The 15,897-nt window shown below is 74.4% G+C and carries 14 protein-coding genes; 10 read left to right on the top strand and 4 right to left on the bottom strand.

Annotated features, from left to right (window positions below; genetic code table 11):
* Positions 1-60: 60 nt before the first annotated feature.
* From mshB to KBX43_RS06170, 3 genes are all read left to right on the top strand, one after another.
* On the top strand, positions 61-984 hold the full coding sequence (gene mshB, locus KBX43_RS06180) for an N-acetyl-1-D-myo-inositol-2-amino-2-deoxy-alpha-D-glucopyranoside deacetylase (RefSeq protein ID WP_210883665.1): 924 nt from the start codon (positions 61-63) through the stop codon (positions 982-984).
* Complete coding sequence (locus KBX43_RS06175) at positions 981-1,475, top strand: hypothetical protein (protein ID WP_043328433.1); 495 nt, start codon at positions 981-983, stop codon at positions 1,473-1,475. The genes mshB and KBX43_RS06175 overlap by 4 nt, the downstream gene beginning before the upstream one ends.
* 85 nt (positions 1,476-1,560) lie before the next feature.
* A complete protein-coding gene (locus KBX43_RS06170; protein ID WP_210883657.1) occupies positions 1,561-2,025 on the top strand; it encodes a hypothetical protein in 465 nt (154 codons plus the stop codon).
* Positions 2,026-2,037: 12 nt separating this feature from the next.
* On the opposite strand, the gene KBX43_RS06165 is transcribed toward KBX43_RS06170, so the two are convergent.
* Complete coding sequence (locus KBX43_RS06165) at positions 2,038-3,072, bottom strand: GNAT family N-acetyltransferase (RefSeq protein ID WP_104115156.1); 1,035 nt, start codon at positions 3,070-3,072, stop codon at positions 2,038-2,040.
* Positions 3,073-3,150: 78 nt separating this feature from the next.
* Here KBX43_RS06165 and fdxA point away from each other — a divergent pair, with 78 nt between their 5' ends.
* From fdxA to KBX43_RS06140, 5 genes are read left to right on the top strand one after another with little or no spacing between them, the layout of a single operon-like run.
* Complete coding sequence (gene fdxA, locus KBX43_RS06160) at positions 3,151-3,477, top strand: ferredoxin (RefSeq protein ID WP_007464872.1); 327 nt, start codon at positions 3,151-3,153, stop codon at positions 3,475-3,477.
* Positions 3,474-4,583 (top strand): succinyldiaminopimelate transaminase, encoded by a 1,110-nt coding sequence (gene dapC, locus KBX43_RS06155; protein ID WP_113974725.1) that lies wholly within the window; start codon positions 3,474-3,476, stop codon positions 4,581-4,583. Before fdxA ends, dapC begins: the two co-directional genes overlap by 4 nt.
* A gap of 1 nt (position 4,584) precedes the next feature.
* Positions 4,585-5,601, top strand: a complete 1,017-nt coding sequence (locus KBX43_RS06150; protein ID WP_069087329.1) for a prephenate dehydrogenase/arogenate dehydrogenase family protein — start codon at positions 4,585-4,587, stop codon at positions 5,599-5,601.
* 5 nt (positions 5,602-5,606) lie between these two features.
* The gene (locus tag KBX43_RS06145) at positions 5,607-6,251 is read left to right on the top strand and encodes an SIMPL domain-containing protein (protein ID WP_030504648.1); all 645 of its coding nucleotides are present in this window, start codon (positions 5,607-5,609) and stop codon (positions 6,249-6,251) included.
* Positions 6,251-6,898, top strand: coding sequence for a nucleoside/nucleotide kinase family protein (locus tag KBX43_RS06140; RefSeq protein WP_043328439.1), 648 nt, complete (start codon positions 6,251-6,253; stop codon positions 6,896-6,898). The genes KBX43_RS06145 and KBX43_RS06140 overlap by 1 nt, the downstream gene beginning before the upstream one ends.
* Before the next feature lie 42 nt (positions 6,899-6,940).
* On the opposite strand, the gene KBX43_RS06135 is transcribed toward KBX43_RS06140, so the two are convergent.
* Both KBX43_RS06135 and KBX43_RS06130 read right to left on the bottom strand, forming a co-directional pair.
* The gene (locus KBX43_RS06135; protein WP_210883650.1) at positions 6,941-9,526 is read right to left on the bottom strand and encodes a hypothetical protein; all 2,586 of its coding nucleotides are present in this window, start codon (positions 9,524-9,526) and stop codon (positions 6,941-6,943) included.
* Positions 9,527-9,609: 83 nt separating this feature from the next.
* Positions 9,610-10,176 carry a sugar O-acetyltransferase gene (locus tag KBX43_RS06130; protein WP_210883647.1) on the bottom strand — a complete coding sequence of 189 codons (567 nt, stop codon included), beginning with the start codon at positions 10,174-10,176 and terminating at the stop codon, positions 9,610-9,612.
* A 140-nt stretch (positions 10,177-10,316) separates the two neighbouring features.
* Between KBX43_RS06130 and KBX43_RS06125 the strand changes: the two genes are divergently transcribed.
* A complete protein-coding gene (locus KBX43_RS06125; protein ID WP_210883645.1) occupies positions 10,317-13,673 on the top strand; it encodes a S8 family serine peptidase in 3,357 nt (1,118 codons plus the stop codon).
* 51 nt (positions 13,674-13,724) lie between these two features.
* Here the strand turns inward: KBX43_RS06125 and dapD are convergent, their stop codons facing one another.
* Positions 13,725-14,684 carry a 2,3,4,5-tetrahydropyridine-2,6-dicarboxylate N-succinyltransferase gene (gene dapD / locus KBX43_RS06120; protein WP_043330947.1) on the bottom strand — a complete coding sequence of 320 codons (960 nt, stop codon included), beginning with the start codon at positions 14,682-14,684 and terminating at the stop codon, positions 13,725-13,727.
* A gap of 105 nt (positions 14,685-14,789) precedes the next feature.
* On the opposite strand from dapD, the gene dapE reads away from it, so the two are divergent.
* Complete coding sequence (dapE, locus tag KBX43_RS06115) at positions 14,790-15,863, top strand: succinyl-diaminopimelate desuccinylase (RefSeq protein WP_104115152.1); 1,074 nt, start codon at positions 14,790-14,792, stop codon at positions 15,861-15,863.
* Positions 15,864-15,897: the final 34 nt, after the last annotated feature.

The raw sequence follows: 15,897 nt of genomic DNA, 5'->3' as shown, positions 1-15,897 counted from the left end.
GGTGATGTGGCCGACCTGAGCGGACGCATCACCGTCGAGCGGGCAGGACCGCCGGTTAGAGTGACGGGCGTGACGACGCTGCCCGACCGACGCCTTCTGCTGGTCCACGCGCATCCCGACGACGAGTCGATCGGCACCGGCGCGACGATGGCGCACTACGCCGCCACCGGCGCCCACGTCACGCTCGTCACCTGCACGCTGGGCGAGGAGGGCGAGATCCATGTCCCGGCGCTGGCCCAGCTCTGCGCGGCCGAGGCGGACCAGCTCGGCGGCTACCGGATCGGCGAGCTGGCCGAGGCCTGCGCCGCGCTCGGCGTCACCGACCACCGGTTCCTCGGCGGGGCGGGCCGCTACCGCGACTCGGGCATGATGGGCATGGCCACCAACGAGCATCCGCGGGCGTTCTGGCAGGCCGACCTGGACGTCGCCGCCGGGCACCTGCTGGAGGTCATCCGCGAGGTCCGTCCCCAGGTGCTCGTCACGTACGACCCGAACGGCTTCTACGGCCACCCGGACCACATCCAGGCGCACCGGGTGGCGATGCGCGGCGTGGAGCTGGCTGCGGCCGAGGGGATCGCCCCGGCGAAGGTCTACTGGACGGCCATGCCGCGCAGCGTGCTCGACGCCGGGCTGGAGACGTTCACCGAGTCCTCGGACAACCCGTTCGCTGGCATCGAGAGCGCCGACGAGCTGCCGTTCGGCACGCCGGACGCGGAGATCGCCGCCCGGATCGACGGCACCGAGCAGCACGCCGCCAAGGAGGCGGCGATGCGGGCCCACGCCACCCAGATCCCGGCCAACTCGTGGCTCTACTCGATCGCCGGCAACTTCGGCGGCGAGTTCATGGGCGTCGAGTACTTCACGCTCGCGGTGGGCGAGAAGGGGCCCGGCCATGGCCCGTACGGCTGGGAGGACGACCTCTTCGCCGGGATCGCCCCGGCCGCCGCGGATCGGTCCCCCGTCGCGGCGGCCGGTGTCCGGTGACGCTGCCGGCCGTACCCGTGTCGACAGTTGCCGAGCCGCCACCGGAGGCCGCGCCGCCGAGCCGGGCGGAGCGGACGCTCGACCGCGCGCTGCGGGTTACCGGCGGCGTGCTGACGGTCTGGGGCGGCGTGCTGCTCGCGCTGCTCGAACTGATCTTCTCGACCTGGGCCTGGGAGCTGGTGCAGGGCCGTTCCGGCGCGGCGCAGGCGCTGGTCGGGGTGGGCGCGGTGGTCGTCGGCGTGCCGGTGGTGGTGGCGGCGACGGTGCTGCTGGGCTCGTTCGGGCACCGGTCGACGGGGGGCCGCTGGGCGGTCGTGCTGGCCGCGCTGCCGTGGTTCGTGGTGATCGTGGCGGGCGGTGTCCGGACCGTCGAGGGTGATCTCGCGCTGGTCGGCGACAACGTGCTCGGGCTGGCGCTGATCGTGGCCGGCGCGGTCACGTTCGCGGTGGTCGGTTTCCGGCACCTGGTGACGCCGCCCCCTGTCCGGTGAGGTGCTGACGCCACACAGGCGACGGTGGTAGACATTCCTGCCAGAGGCCCGCCGAGGGAGCGGGCGGTACGGCGGGAGGCGTGCGATGGGTCAGCGGTGGCGTGCGGTCGGAGTGCTGGCGGCCGCGTTGTTCGCGGTGAACGTGGTGGCCCGGCTGGTCACCAGATTCGCGTTCCCGGACGACGACGCCGCGTCCGACCGGGTGTCGCTGGTGATGTTCCTGGTGATCGGGCTGATCCTGGCGGGCGTCGCGTTCCGGTGGGGGGCCGACCGTCCGCTCGGCCGCCTGGCCGGTGACCTGGCCGCCGCGGTGGGGGTGGCGCTGGCGCTCACCGTGTTCGTCGGTCCGCTGGTGGTCGGGGAGAACCCGTTCGGCGGTGGCGCCGGTCTCTTCTTCGCCCAGATCTGGCTCTATCTCGCCGCCACCGCCGCCGGTGTGCTGGTCGGCTACCTGATCCTCACCGCGCTCGGCCGGGACTACCGGTCCCGGCAGCTCAAGCGGTACGCCGAGATGAAGGGGTCCCGGCCGCGCCGGGTCGTCCGGCGCTGACCCTCCGGCCGTTCAGGCGGCCGGGGCGACCCGGGTCAGGTAGGTGTGGTGGGTGGTGAACCCGAGCCGGCGGTAGAGCTCGACCGCGCCGGTGTTGCTCTGCTCCACCTGGAGGAACGCCCGCGTGGCGCCCTCGTCCGCGCCCCAGCGGGCCAGGGCGCGGACGACCGCGACGGCGAATCCGCGCCGACGCGCCTCGGGCAGCACTTCGAGCAGGCTGACGCCGAGCCAGCGGCCTTCGCCGGTCACCGTGCCCCGGCCGACCGCGAGCAGCCGGCCGTCGATCCGCAGCTCCGCGAAGCGGACCCGGTCGACGGCCGTGAGCACGTGCCGCGCGGCGTCCGGCAGGCCTCCCTTGCGACCGGCGGCGATCGCCAGCCAGTCGTCGGCGGGCGCGCCGGCCAGCGTCACCGGCGGCGTGCCGTCCGGACCGGCGAGCGGCGGCGGGCCGTCCGGGCCGGCGGTCGGCGTGTCGGCATCCGGCGGCGTGTCGGCGAGCCCGGCGTCCGGCGGCGCGGCCAGGGCGCGCAGCGGCACGGTCTGCACCAGCACCGGGGGCCGGGCCGTCCAGCCGCGCGCGTCCAGTTCGGCGCCGACCGGGGCGGCCAGCGGCAGCGGGGTGTTCACCAGCGCGGTGCCGCCCCGCTCGGCGTACCAGCGCTGCACCGCGTCCAGCGCGGCGGGCAGGGGCCGGTCCGGGTCGCCGACCGGCAGCGCGCTGTTGGCCCGGCCGGTCCAGCCGTCGGCCCAGCGCAGCCGCCAGTCGCCGAGCCGTCCGCGTACCGGTGCGGGCCACGCCTCGTCGGCGGCCAGCTCCAGCGCGACCACGGCGGCGGCGGTGGGGCGGCGGGCCGGCGGCACCCGCTTGGCCCGGTGCACCTCGGCGACCGGTACGCGCAGCGGGCCGGCGTCGGTGGCGAGGGTGATGTGGGTCTCGCTCAGCTCGACGAGTTCGCCGAGCGCGTCGGAGAACAGCGTGCGGCCCTCACGAATCCCCACAATCCGGCGGACCACGATCCGGTGTCCCACGTCCTGCTGTCGGAGCACGATCGACCCCCTCCCCGGCGAGATACTAGGCTCTTACCGTTGCGGGTGATCGCGACGAGTCTGCGGAGGAGAAGACCGGTGACCTACATCATCGCCGAGCCGTGCGTGGATGTGCTCGACAAGGCATGCATCGAGGAGTGCCCGGTCGACTGCATCTACGAGGGCAACCGGATGCTCTACATCCACCCCGACGAGTGCGTCGACTGTGGTGCCTGCGAGCCGGTCTGCCCGGTAGAAGCGATCTTCTACGAGGACGACGTCCCGGAGCAGTGGAAGGACTACACCGGGGCCAACTACGAGTTCTTCGAGGACCTGGGCTCGCCCGGTGGCGCCTCGAAGATCGGCAAGGTGGAGAAGGACGCCACCTTCGTCGCCGCGCAGCCGCCGCGCGGCGAGGGCCACTGAACCGGCGCTCGCCGGTCTCGGCACGGCTGCCCGACTTCACCTGGGACACCCTGGACGCCGCGGCCGCCACGGCCGCGGCGCATCCGGACGGTCTCATCAATCTGTCGATGGGCACGCCGGTCGACCCGGTGCCACAGCTGATCCGGCAGGCGCTGGCCGACGCGTCGAACGCGCCGGGCTACCCGCTGACCGCCGGCACCGCGGCGCTGCGGGACGCGATCGCGGCGTGGGTCGCCCGGGCCTGCGGCGCGGGCGTCGACGGGCTGGGCGTGCTGCCCACGATCGGTTCCAAGGAGCTGGTGGCGTGGCTGCCCACGCTGCTCGGGCTCGGCCCCGGTGACGTGGTGGTGGTGCCGTCGGTGGCCTACCCGACGTACGAGGACGGGGCGCGGCTGGTCGGCGCGACCACCGTACGCACCGACTCGCTGACCGCGCTCGGCCCGGATCCCCGGGTCCGGCTGGTCTGGGTCAACTCGCCGGGCAACCCGACCGGCCGGGTGCTGCCCGCCGCCCACCTGCGCAAGGTGGTCGAGTGGGCGCGCGAGCGCGGGGCCGTGGTGGCCAGCGACGAGTGCTACCTGCCGCTGGGCTGGGACGCCGAGCCCGTCTCGGTGCTCTCGCCCGAGGTGTGCGGCGGCTCGTACGACGGCGTGCTGGCGGTGCACTCGCTGTCCAAGCGCTCGAACCTGGCCGGGTACCGGGCCGGGTTCGTCGCCGGTGACCCGGCGCTGGTGGCCGAGCTGCTCAAGATCCGCAAGCACGCGGGTCTGATCGTGCCCGCGCCGGTGCAGGCCGCGATGGTGGCCGCGCTCGGCGACCAGGAGCACGCCGACGCCCAGCGGGAGCGCTACCGCGTCCGGCGGGAGAAGCTGCGTGCGGCGTTCACCGGGGCCGGCTTCACGGTCGAGCACTCGGAGGCCGGCCTCTACCTCTGGCTGACCCGCGACGAGGACTGCTGGGACACGGTGGACTGGCTGGCCCGCCGGGGCATCCTGGTCGCGGCCGGGATCTTCTACGGCCCGGCCGGCGCCCGGCACGTCCGGGTGGCGCTCACCGAGTCCGACGAGCGTGTCGACGCGGTGGCCGGGCGGCTCACCGGGTCCTGACATGGCGGGCGAGCTGGCACGGGCGGCGGTGGTCGGCACCGGGCTGATCGGCGGTTCGCTGCTGCTCCGGTTGCGCGACGCCGGGCTCGACGTGACCGGCTGGGACCCGGACCCGGAGACCCGCGGGCGGGTACGCGAGCGGGGCGTCGTGGTGGCCGACACGGTCGAGGACGCGGTGGCCGGCCGGGACGTGGTGTTCCTCTGCGGCCCCCTGCCGACGTTGCCGGCGACGTTGGCCCGGGTCGCCGCCGTCACCGACGACAGGTGCGTGCTCACCGACGTCGGCAGCGTCAAGGCCGAGGTGAGCACCGTCGCCACCGTGCAGGGGCTCGGGCACCGGTTCGTGCCGGGCCACCCGATGGCCGGGGCCGACCGGGCCGGACCGGACGCGGCCGAGCCGGGCCTGCTCGACGGCGCCGCCTGGGTGCTCTGCCCGGGGCCGACCGGGCTGGACGCCTTCCGGCGGCTGGCCGCGCTGCTCGTGGACGTCTTCCACGCCCGGGTGGTGCCGATGTCCGCCCCGGAGCACGACGGAGCGGCGGCGCTCGCCTCGCACGTGCCGCACGTGCTCGCCGGGGCGCTGGCCGGCACCGTGCACCGGTCGGCGCTGCGGGACGCGGTTCTGACGCTCGCGGCCGGGAGCTTCTCCGACGGCACCCGGGTCGCCGGCGGGCCGCCCGAACGGACCGCGAACATGCTGCTCGGGAACCGCGACCGCGTCCTCGCCGAGCTGGACGCGCTCGGCGTCTTCCTGGGCGAGCTGACCGAGGCGCTGCGCGCCGGCGACGCCGACGCGCTGGCCGAGCGCCTCGCCGAGGGGCGGCAGACCCGGTCCACGCTGCGGGCGCGCGAGTTCACCGCGCACCGGCGGGAGTTCCCGTGCGCCGCCGACCACGTCGGCGAGCTGGCGTACCTGCGGGAGTTGGGCGCCGCGGGCGGTCACCTGACCGGGGTACGCGAGGCGGGCGGCGCGGTCACCTACACGGGGCACCTGCCGGCCACGCCGCCGTTAGGCTGATCGGCATGGCGGACGCACCGGTCGTGGCGGTACGCGGTGAGGCGTACCGGGAGGTGGCGCCCGAGCTGGCGCGGTTCACGGTGACGGCGACGGCCCGGGACCGGGATCGCGAGACCACGCTGACCCGGCTGGCCGAACGGGCCGCCGCGGTGCGGGCGCTGCTCGACGCGGCCGAGCCGGCGGTGGAGCGGCGGGAGACGGGCCAGGTGCACGTCTGGCCGGTGACGAGGCGTTCCGGCGACCGCGTGGTGGCCTACCAGGGCAGCGTGAGCACCACTGTCACGACGAGCGACTTCACCGCGCTGGGCGAGCTGATGCTCCGCCTGGCCGACCAGGAGCAGGTCGAGGTGGCCGGCCCGGTGTGGTCGCTGCGGCCGGACAGCCCGGCCTACCGGGAGGCGCGGCAGGCGGCGATCGCGGACGCGCTGGTCCGGGCCCGGGAGTACGCCGAGGCGCTCGGCGCCCGGGTGACGGCGCTGCGGGAGCTGTCCGACACCGGGCTGAGCGCGTCCCCGCCGATGATGGTCAAGGCGGCGTACGCGCGCTCCGGCGAGCAGCCGGAGCTGGAGTTGGAGCTGGACCCGGCGCCGCAGCCGGTGCAGGCGGCGGTCGAGGCGCGGTTCACCATCAGCGAGCCGGTGCTGGGCTGATGCCGGCGGCGGAGGTGCTCGGGCTCGACGACCTGGTCGCCCGGGCGCGCGCGCTGGCCGAGGCCGGCCCGCGTCAGCTGCTCGGCATCGCCGGGGCACCCGGTGCGGGCAAGTCCACCCTGGCGGAAGGGATCGTGGCCGCGCTCGGCCCGGTCGCCCGGCTGGTCCCGATGGACGGCTTCCACCTGGCCGGGACGGCGTTGGAGCGGCTCGGCCGGTCGGGGCGCAAGGGCGCGCCGGATACGTTCGACGTCAACGGGTTCGCCTCGATGCTGCGCCGGTTGCGCCGGCTGGAGCCGACGTCGGTGTGGGCGCCGGAGTTCCGCCGTGACCTGGAGGAGCCGGTCGCCGGGGCGATCGAGGTCCCGCCCGAGGTGCGCCTGGTGGTCACCGAGGGCAACTACCTCCTGCTGCGGGACGACCCGTGGGAGGAGGTGCGGACGCTCCTGCACGAGGCATGGTTCCTCGACCTGGACGCGGAGGTGCGGGTGCGCCGCCTCACCGCGCGGCACGAGGCGTACGGGAAGTCGCCGGAGCAGGCCCGGGCCTGGGCGCTGGGCAGCGACGAGGAGAACGCCCGGCTGGTCGCGGGCACGGCCGTGCACGCCGACCTGGTGGTCCGCCTGGCCGACCCGCCGCCGGCGTGACGCCGGGCGCTGCCGCCGACCCGCCGCCGCACCGGCACACGGTCAGCCGGCCCGCTGCCGGGGCGACGGCACGGTGCGGCGCAGCAACCGGGCCACCACGGCGCGCTCGCGGGTGAACTCCGCCGCCTCCGGGTAGCCGCTGTGGCTGCGGATGGGCGGATCGGCCACCTCGCCGCCGGTCGGGTGCAGCGCCTCCGGGTCCGCCACCGGCACGTCCCGCTGCCCGGCGCTGACCTGCCAGCCGAGCGGATCCGTGTCCCGCCAGAAGTTCGTCCAGGCCACGTGGCCGCCGGGCCAGGTGAGCGCGCCGGCCAGCGTACGCAGCCGCTCCGGGCCGAAGTAGGACGGGAAGACCCGCCCGTAGAGCCGGGTGAGCTGGCAGCCGTAGGAGAAGAACCAGGTACGCAGCCGCCACCGGCGGGGCAGTTGCAGAAGCACTGCGGCGCAGATGACGGTGCCCTGGCTGTGCCCGGAGAGGATGACGCCGTCCATCCGGTCGCTGTGGTGCGGCGGTAGCGCCAGCAGGCCCGCGACCCGGGTCTGGAGTTCCGGTACGGCGCGCTCGGCGTAGCTGGGCGGGGCGAGCGGGTGCGCGGCCCGGGGCCAGAACGTGCACACGTCCCAGATCACGCCGACCGAGCGGCGTACCGAGTCGGTGCGGTAGACCAGCAGCCCGAGCGCCGCCATCACCACCGGCAGCCAGCCGAGGATGGCGTCTCCCCGTTCGGCGGTCCAGTGGATGGCGGTCTGCCAGCCGGAGGGGGACAGCGGGCTCGGCCGTTCGCCGGAGAGCGCGGCGGCGCAGCAGAGCGTGACCAGGACCGCGCAGAACGCGGCGTAGCAGCCCATCAGCCGGACCGCGTGCTCGCCGACCAGCCGGTGCAGCGCCCGGTACGTGCTGACGTCGCGGCAGCGTCGCCGGTCGTGCGCGGACAGGCCGGGGGCGGCGGTGAGCCGGGCGTACTCCACCCGGCGCAGGCGGTGCAGCAGGACCGCGACCCGGACCAGCAGCCCGATCAGCGCGAGCAGGCCGACCGCGCAGGCCAGCCCGGCCCAGAAGACGGCGAGCGGAGGTATCACCCGGCTCGGGCCGCTCGGCTCGGCCGACGCGTCCAGCCGGTCGCTGACCCAGTAGAGCAGTCCGGCGCAGTAGGCCGCCGCCATCATCCAGCCGAAACCGGCGATGACCGCCGGGGCGCAGCCCCGCCAGGCCAGATCGGTGTACGCGCCGAGCGGCTGGGTCGGCACCGCCGGGCGCAGGCGGGGCAGGAGCAGTCCGATGCCGGCCAGCACACCGGCCGGGCCGACGAGCATCCAGGTGCGCAGCGCGTCCGGCGCGTCGGGCAGGCCGGGCAGCCCGCGTTCGATCCAGGTCGCGCCCAGCGGCAGCAGCAGCGCCCCGGCGGCCGGACCGGCCAGTGCCCGCCGGCCGGAGCGGTTCGCCGCGGCGATGGCCACCAGCAGCAGCACCTGGTAGGCGACGAGCCAGGCGATGGCGGTGTCGTACCCGGGCAGTGACCGGTCGGCATGGCAGCCGGCGATCTCCGGCTGCGCCGCGCACCCGAGCGGCGGCCGGTACGCCGACAGCGGCCGGCCGGCCGGGCCCTCGGGCAGCAGCAGCAGGACGAACGTGCCGACCAGACCGAGCGCGGTGAGCGCCGCGACGGCGATGCTCCACCGGCCGAGCGGGGTGGCGCCCTGGCGCCGGCTCAACCAGGGCCGGGCCACCGCGATCACGGCGATCGTCACCACGGCGGCGAGCAGCGCGACGGTCGGCCAGGCGACAGCGGCCCGCAGGCCGCGCGGCGGATCCATGATGAGAACCGCGGTGACGGGTACGGCGGCGGCGGTGACCGCGCCCGTGCACAGGTGCAGCACGGCGGCGCGGCGCAGTTGCCCTTCCCCGTTCCAGAACGTCGGATCCTGGAGCGGGTTCTGCGGCGGCTCGCGCGGCTCCGGTGGTTCGACCGGCTCACCGTCTTCCCGGACGGGCGCATGGTGGTGCGGGTCGGCGGGCATCTGCGCCTCGTACTGGTAGGTGCGGAAGGCGACGAGTCCGATCGCGGCCAGCACGAGCAGCGGCAGCAGCAGTCCGAGCGCGAGCGCCCGGGTGCCCTGCCGCCACCAGGAGTCGCCGAGGAACTGCCACGGCCCGGGGAGCCGGCCGAGGCAGTCCGCCTCCACGCACTGCCAGCCGATCAGGTCCACGCCGACGCCGGTCACGGTCATGACGAGCGTGCAGGTCAGGCTCAGGCAGAACAGGCGGATGAGCCAGGCGGTGATGCCGGACCGGCTGGCCCAGCGCTCCTGGTCCGGGTCGGGCGGGATGCCCGCGCGGGCGTGCAGCGCGACGTTCGCCAGGGCGAAAGGGAGCAGCAGCGTCCACAGCGCCCGTTCCACGTCCCGCCGGGTCCGCGCGCCGGAGGTCAACTGCCCCCAGCTGTACGCCTCGACGGTGATCGGGTCGTCCCGGCCGGCTGTGGTGGACCGGTAGAAGCCGGTCACCTGACCGCCGGCGACGAGTGCTGGTTGCCCACCGTCACCGTTCGCGCCTGCTTTCAGGCCGAGCAGCTGATCCGGCGGGGTGTTCGACACCCCGTGCACCCGTAGTTCGAGGACCCGCTCCATAGTGCCTCCCGGTGAACGCCCTACTACTCAGAGTGCACGCCGGGGCTGGAGTCCGCATCCGCTGGAGCGGTTGTTCCCGCAGCTCAGGATGGCTGAGTCAGGCTTCTGATCGGACGAGCGGGGTTACCCACCGCCACCACATTGGCCGGCAGGTCACGGGTCACGACAGCGCCGGCGCCGACCACCGTGTTCTCGCCGATGGTCACTCCGGCCAGGACGATCACTCCGCCGCCGAGCCAGACGTTGTCACCGATGGTGATCGGCTGTGCGGATTCCCACTTTGCCCGGCGCGCCTCCGGTTCGACCGGGTGGGTGGGGGTGAGCAGCTGCACGTTCGGTCCGATCTGGACGTCCGCGCCGATGGTGATGCGGGCGACGTCGAGGAGGACCGCGTTGAAGTTGACGAACGTGCGCGGGCCGATGTGCGTCTGGTGTCCGTAGTCGCAGTGCAGTGGCGGCCGGACCCAGGCGTCCTCGCCGAGTGAGCCGAGCAGTTCGCGCAGCGCGGCGAGGCGGCCCGCCGGATCGTCGGCGGAGCTGCGGTTGAAGCGTTCACTGAGCCGGGCCGCGCGCGCCAGGTCGGCGATGATCGCGGGATCGTCGGCGATGTACTGCTCGCCGGCCAGCATCCGGTCCTTCATGGAGGTCATCGCTCGATCGTCCCGGCCGGTTCGGGAGCGTGGTGGCGGTTCCGTCGGATCGGCGACTTCCCGATGCATACGCGGTATGCAATGCTGATACCCGCATCGATGTGTCCCTCATCGATGAAACGTTCGACGAAGGAGGAAGGTTGCTCCGGAATCGCAGAAAACTGGGCGCGCTGGGCATGGCCCTGGCGCTGGCGCTCGGTCTGCCGGTGCCCGCGCGGGCTGCCGCGCCCACCGGCCCGACCGCGCCCACCGGCCCGACCGCGCCCACCGGCCCGTCCGAACAGGCCGGCAACCGCACGGCCACCGTCACCCTGATCACCGGGGACCGGGTCACCGTCACCGGCGGCCACGCCGCGGTACGCCCCGGCGCCGGGCGTACCGGCATCGAGTTCCTGGTCCGCCGCGAGCGCGACCGCCTCACCGTGCTGCCGCAGGACGCGCTCCCGCTGGTCCGCGCCGGCAAGCTCGACCGGCGGCTGTTCGACGTCACCGGGCTGATCGAGGCCGGCTACGACGACGCGCGGCGCGACACCGTACCGCTGCTCGTGACGTACCGGCCGGGGGTGGCCCGGCGCGCGGCGGCTCCGCTCGCCGGCGCCCGGGTGACCCGCGACCTGCCGGCGATCACCGGCGCGGCGGTCGTCGCGTCCAAGAGCGACACCGGCGCGCTCTGGAACGCGGTCAGCGCCGACAGTTCCGGTGCCCGGCTCGACGCGGCGGGGGGTGTCGAGCGGATCTGGCTCGACGGCCGGCGGCGGGTGACGCTCGACCACAGCGTGCCGCAGATCGGCGCGCCGACCGCCTGGGCCGCCGGATACACCGGCAAGGGCGTCCGGGTCGCGGTGCTCGACACCGGCGTCGACCTCACCCACCCGGACCTGGCGGGCAAGGTCGCCGAGTCGCGCAACTTCACCGAGGAGACCAACCCGGACGACATCGTCGGGCACGGCACCCACGTGGCCTCGACCATCGCCGGCAGCGGGGCCGCCTCCGGCGGGAAGTACCGGGGCGTCGCGCCGGACGCCACGCTGCTGTCCGGGAAGGTCTGCGAGGTCTACGGCTGCACCGAGTCGGCCATCCTGGCCGGCATGCAGTGGGCCGCCGCCGAACAGCACGCCACTGTGGTCAACATGAGTCTCGGCGGCGGCGACACGCCGGAGGTGGACCCGCTGGAGGAGGCGGTGGGGACGCTCACCGAGCAGCACGGGACGCTCTTCGTGATCGCCGCCGGCAACGACGGCGCCGACGGCTCGGTCGGGTCGCCGGCCAGCGCCGACGCCGCGCTGGCGGTCGGCGCCGTGGACCGCGACGACGCGCTCGCCGACTTCTCCAGCCGTGGCCCCCGGGTCGGCGACGGAGCGATCAAGCCGGACATCACCGCGCCCGGCGTGGAGATCGTGGCCGCCCGGGCCGCACACGGCGAGATCGGCGACCCGGTGGGCGACAAGTACGCCGCACTGTCCGGCACGTCGATGGCCACGCCGCACGTGGCCGGCGCGGTCGCGCTCCTCGCCCAGCAGCACCCCGGCTGGACGCCCGCCAGCTACAAGGCGACGTTGATGGCCTCGGCCAAGCCGCACCCGGAGCAGACCGCGTACCAGCAGGGCGCGGGCCGGGTCGACCTCGCCCGCGCGATCACCCAGCAGGTGATCAGCGACCCGCCGTCCGTCTCGTTCGGCGTGGCGACCTGGCCGCACACCGACGACCAGCCGATCAGCCGGACCGTCACCTACCGCAACGGCGGGACCGCCCCGGTCACGCTGGACCTGAGCACCGAGTTCACCGGGCCGGGCGGACGGTCCGCACCGGCCGGCATGCTCACCCTCGGCGCCTCCCGGCTCACCGTCCCGGCGGGCGGCAGCGCCCAGGTGACGGTGGTCGTGGACACCCGGCTCGGCGGCGCCGACGGCTACTGGACCGGCCGCCTGGTCGCCCGCGCCGGCGACGCGGTGGCGGTGACCCCGCTCGCGGTCGACCGCGAGGTGGAGAGCTACGACCTGACGGTGACGCACCGCAACCGCTCCGGCGCTCTGACCGGTGACTACTTCACCAGCCTGCTCGGGCTCGACGACGCCAGCTACCGCGACGTGTACGACGCCGACGGCGAGGCCCGGCTGCGGGTGCCAAAGGGCCGGTACGGCGTGCAGAGCCTGATCTTCGCAGCCGGCGACGAGGGCTGGTCGGAGGTCTCCTTCCTCGCCCAGCCGGAGCTGGTGGTGACCGGCAACCAGCGGCTCGTGCTGGACGCGCGGGCGGCGAAGCCGGTCCGTACCACGGTGCCGCAGCGCGGCGCGGCACCGCTGCTGATCGACCTCACCGCGGCCTGGAAGCTCGACGACTTCCAAGCCAGCTTCGGGCTCTGGGCCGACAAGTTCGACGGTCTCTACTCGGGCCAGGTCGGCCGCAACGTCTCCGGCGACCTCTTCGTCGGCGCGGTCGCCAGCCAGTGGACCGAGGCGAAGGCGCCCGAGCGCAGCCCGTACTTCTACGGCCTGAACGAGCAGTTCCCGGGCCGGTTCCCGACCGGTTTCGTCAGGCACTACCGGCCCGCCGACTTCGCCACCGTCACGAGCCGGTTCGCCGCCGGCTACACCGGGATGGACAACGAACGGGTCGTGTTCCCGGAGTCCGACTACGACATCGGCGGCTCGGCGATCGTCCTGCCGGTCCAGGTGCCCGGCAAGCGGATCGAGCACCTCTCCACCGCCAAGACCCGCTGGAGCGCCGAGCTGGACTTCGGTGAGCGGGACGAGGACGGCTGGCTGGAGGCGCGGGCGGTGCTGCAGTCCGTGCCCACCCGCTACCGGGCCGGGCGCACCTACACCGAGGAATGGAACAAGGGCCCCTTCGGCCCGTCGTTCCCGCAGCCGCGCTGGCCGGAGGAGAGCATCACCCGCATCGGCGACAGCATCGTGGTCGCGCTGCCGGTGCACAGCGACGCGGCCGGGCATCCGGGCGGTTCGCTGAACGACACCGAGCACACGCGGCTGTTCCGCAACGGCAAGCTGGTCGGCGAGTCGCCCTACCCGGGGTACGGCGAGTTCACGGTGCCGCCGGGCGCGGCGAACTACCGGCTGGAGACCGTGGCGAAGCGGGGCTTCACCGACCTGAGCACCGAGGTCTCGGCGAGCTGGACGTTCCGCTCCAAGCGGGTTCCGGGCGACGTGCCGGCCCGGCTGCCGGCCATGGCGGTCCGGTTCACCCCGCCGCTGGCGGTGGACAGCTCGGCACCGGCGGGCCGGACGTTCACCGTGCCGGTGGCGGTGCAGCGCCAGCCCGGCGCGCCGTCCGGCCGGGTCGTCGCGCTCACCGTCGACGTCTCCTACGACGGCGGGAAGACCTGGCGCAAGGCGACGGTGAAGAAGCAGGGCGGGGCGTGGACGGCCACCGTCCGGCACCCGGCCGGCCCGGGGTACGCGTCGCTGCGGGCCACCGCCCGTGACGACGCCGGCAACACCGTGACCCAGCGGATCATCCAGGCGTACCGCCTGCGGTGAGCCGGCCGTCCGGGTCCGCGCGGTGGGCGCGGACCCGGACGGGGGTACGGCTCAGTCGTTGGCGTGCAGCGCGGCGTTCAGTTTGATGCCCTGCCCGGTGCGGGGCTTCGCCTCCAGCGCGCCGGTCACCGAGTTGCGCCAGAACAGCAGCCCGTCGACGCCGGACAGCTCGCGGGCCTTGACCGTCCGGCCGTCCGGAAGGGTGATCTTCGAGGCGGCGGTGATGTAGCAGCCGGCCTCCACCACGCAGTCGTCGCCGAGCGTGATGCCGACACCGGCGTTCGCGCCGATCAGGCTGCGCTCACCGATGCGCACCCTCTCCGTGCCGCCGCCGGAGAGCGTGCCCATGATCGAGGCGCCGCCGCCGACGTCGGAGCCGTCGCCGACCACCACGCCCTGCACGATGCGGCCCTCGACCATCGAGGTGCCCAGCGTGCCCGCGTTGAAGTTGACGAAGCCCTCGTGCATCACGGTGGTGCCGGAGGACAGGTACGCGCCCAGCCGGACCCGGTCCGCGTCGGCGATCCGCACCCCGGACGGCACCACGTAGTCGGTCATCCGGGGGAACTTGTCGACCCCGTACACGGCCAGGTGGCGGCCCGCCGCCCGCTCGATGACACGCAGCTCGTCCACCCGCTCCGGCGGGCACGGCCCGGCCGACGTCCAGGCCACGTTCGCCAGCTTGCCGAAGATGCCGTCGAGGTTCAGCTCGTTCGGCCGCACCAGGCGGTGGGAGAGCAGGTGCAACCGAAGGTACGCGTCGGCCGCGTCCTTGATCGGGTCGTCCAGCGAACCGATCACCGTGGTCACCTCGACCGTGCGCAACCCGGGCAGCGCCCGCGCGCCGATCGCGCCCGGCGGCAGGTCGAGCACGTCGGCCTGGTCCTCGCCGGGCACCAGCGGCAGCTCGCCCAGACCCAGCTTGCCGGTCGGGTACCAGGTGTCGAGCACCTGGTCCTCGGCGGTGACGGTGGCCAGGCCGATGCCCCAGGCAGATGGTGCGGACGTCACGATGTCACCCTTCTCCTCCGGCAACGGCGTCCGCCGCTGCTCGCGGCCGCGGGCCTCGCCGAACGTGTTCCCTGGCCCGCCGAGGTTGACGGTACCGTGCGAGACATGCAGAACCCGTTGACCCCCGAGGTCCTGGCCGATCCGGTGGCGCTGACCCGCGCCCTGGTCGACATCGAGTCGGTCTCCCTCAACGAGAAGGCGATCGCCGACTGCGTCGAGGAGGTGCTGCGCCGTGTGCCGCACCTGACCACGTACCGGCACCAGAACACCGTCATGGCCCGTACCGACCTGGGCCGGGCCCAGCGCGTGGTGCTCGCCGGCCACCTGGACACCGTCCCGCTCAACGGCAACTTCCCCTCGACCATGCGCGGCGACCTGATGTACGGCTGCGGCACCTCCGACATGAAGTCCGGCGTGGCGTTCGCCCTGCACCTGGCGGTCACGCTGCCCGACCCGCGCTACGACGTCACGTACTTCTTCTACGAGGCCGAGGAGATCGAGTCGAAGTACAACGGCCTCACCCTGGTCGCGCAGACCCACCCGGAGTGGCTGGAGGCCGACTTCGCGGTGCTGCTGGAGCCGACGTACGGCATCGTCGAGGCGGGCTGCCAGGGCACCATGCGGGCGGTGATCACCACGCACGGGGAGCGGGCCCACGCGGCGCGTTCCTGGCACGGGGTGAACGCCATCCACGGCGCGAGCGAGGTGCTGCGGCGGCTGACCACGTACGAGGCGCGCCGGGTGACGATCGAGGGCTGCGACTACCGCGAGGGCCTCAACGCGGTACGGATCACCGGCGGGGTGGCCGGCAACGTCATCCCCGACCGGTGCGAGATCGAGATCAACTACCGGTACGCCCCGGACCGCGACCCGGCGGGCGCCGAGGCGCACCTGCGCGAGGTCTTCGCCGGCTTCGACCTGGCGGTCACCGACGCGGCGGCCGGCGCGCCACCCGGGCTGGACAACCCGGCGGCGCAGGAGTTCCTGACGGCGGTGGGCGCCGCCCCGATCGGCAAGCTGGGCTGGACGGACGTGGCGCGGTTCGCGGCCATGGGCATCCCGGCGCTGAACTTCGGGCCCGGCGACCCGAACCTGGCGCACCACAAGGACGAGCACGTCGAACTGACCAAGATCCGGGACGGCGCGGCCACCCTGCACCGCTGGCTGGCCCCGGCCTGACGCGCCGCGATCCGGGGCCCGCACCCGCCTGGCG

Origin of the sequence: Micromonospora sp. C41 (assembly GCF_018070485.1) — a bacterium.
GTDB classification, from domain to species: Bacteria; Actinomycetota; Actinomycetes; order Mycobacteriales; family Micromonosporaceae; genus Micromonospora; species Micromonospora chalcea.
Note: the sequence above shows the minus strand (reverse complement) of the source record. Positions and strands in the feature narration are given on the sequence as shown.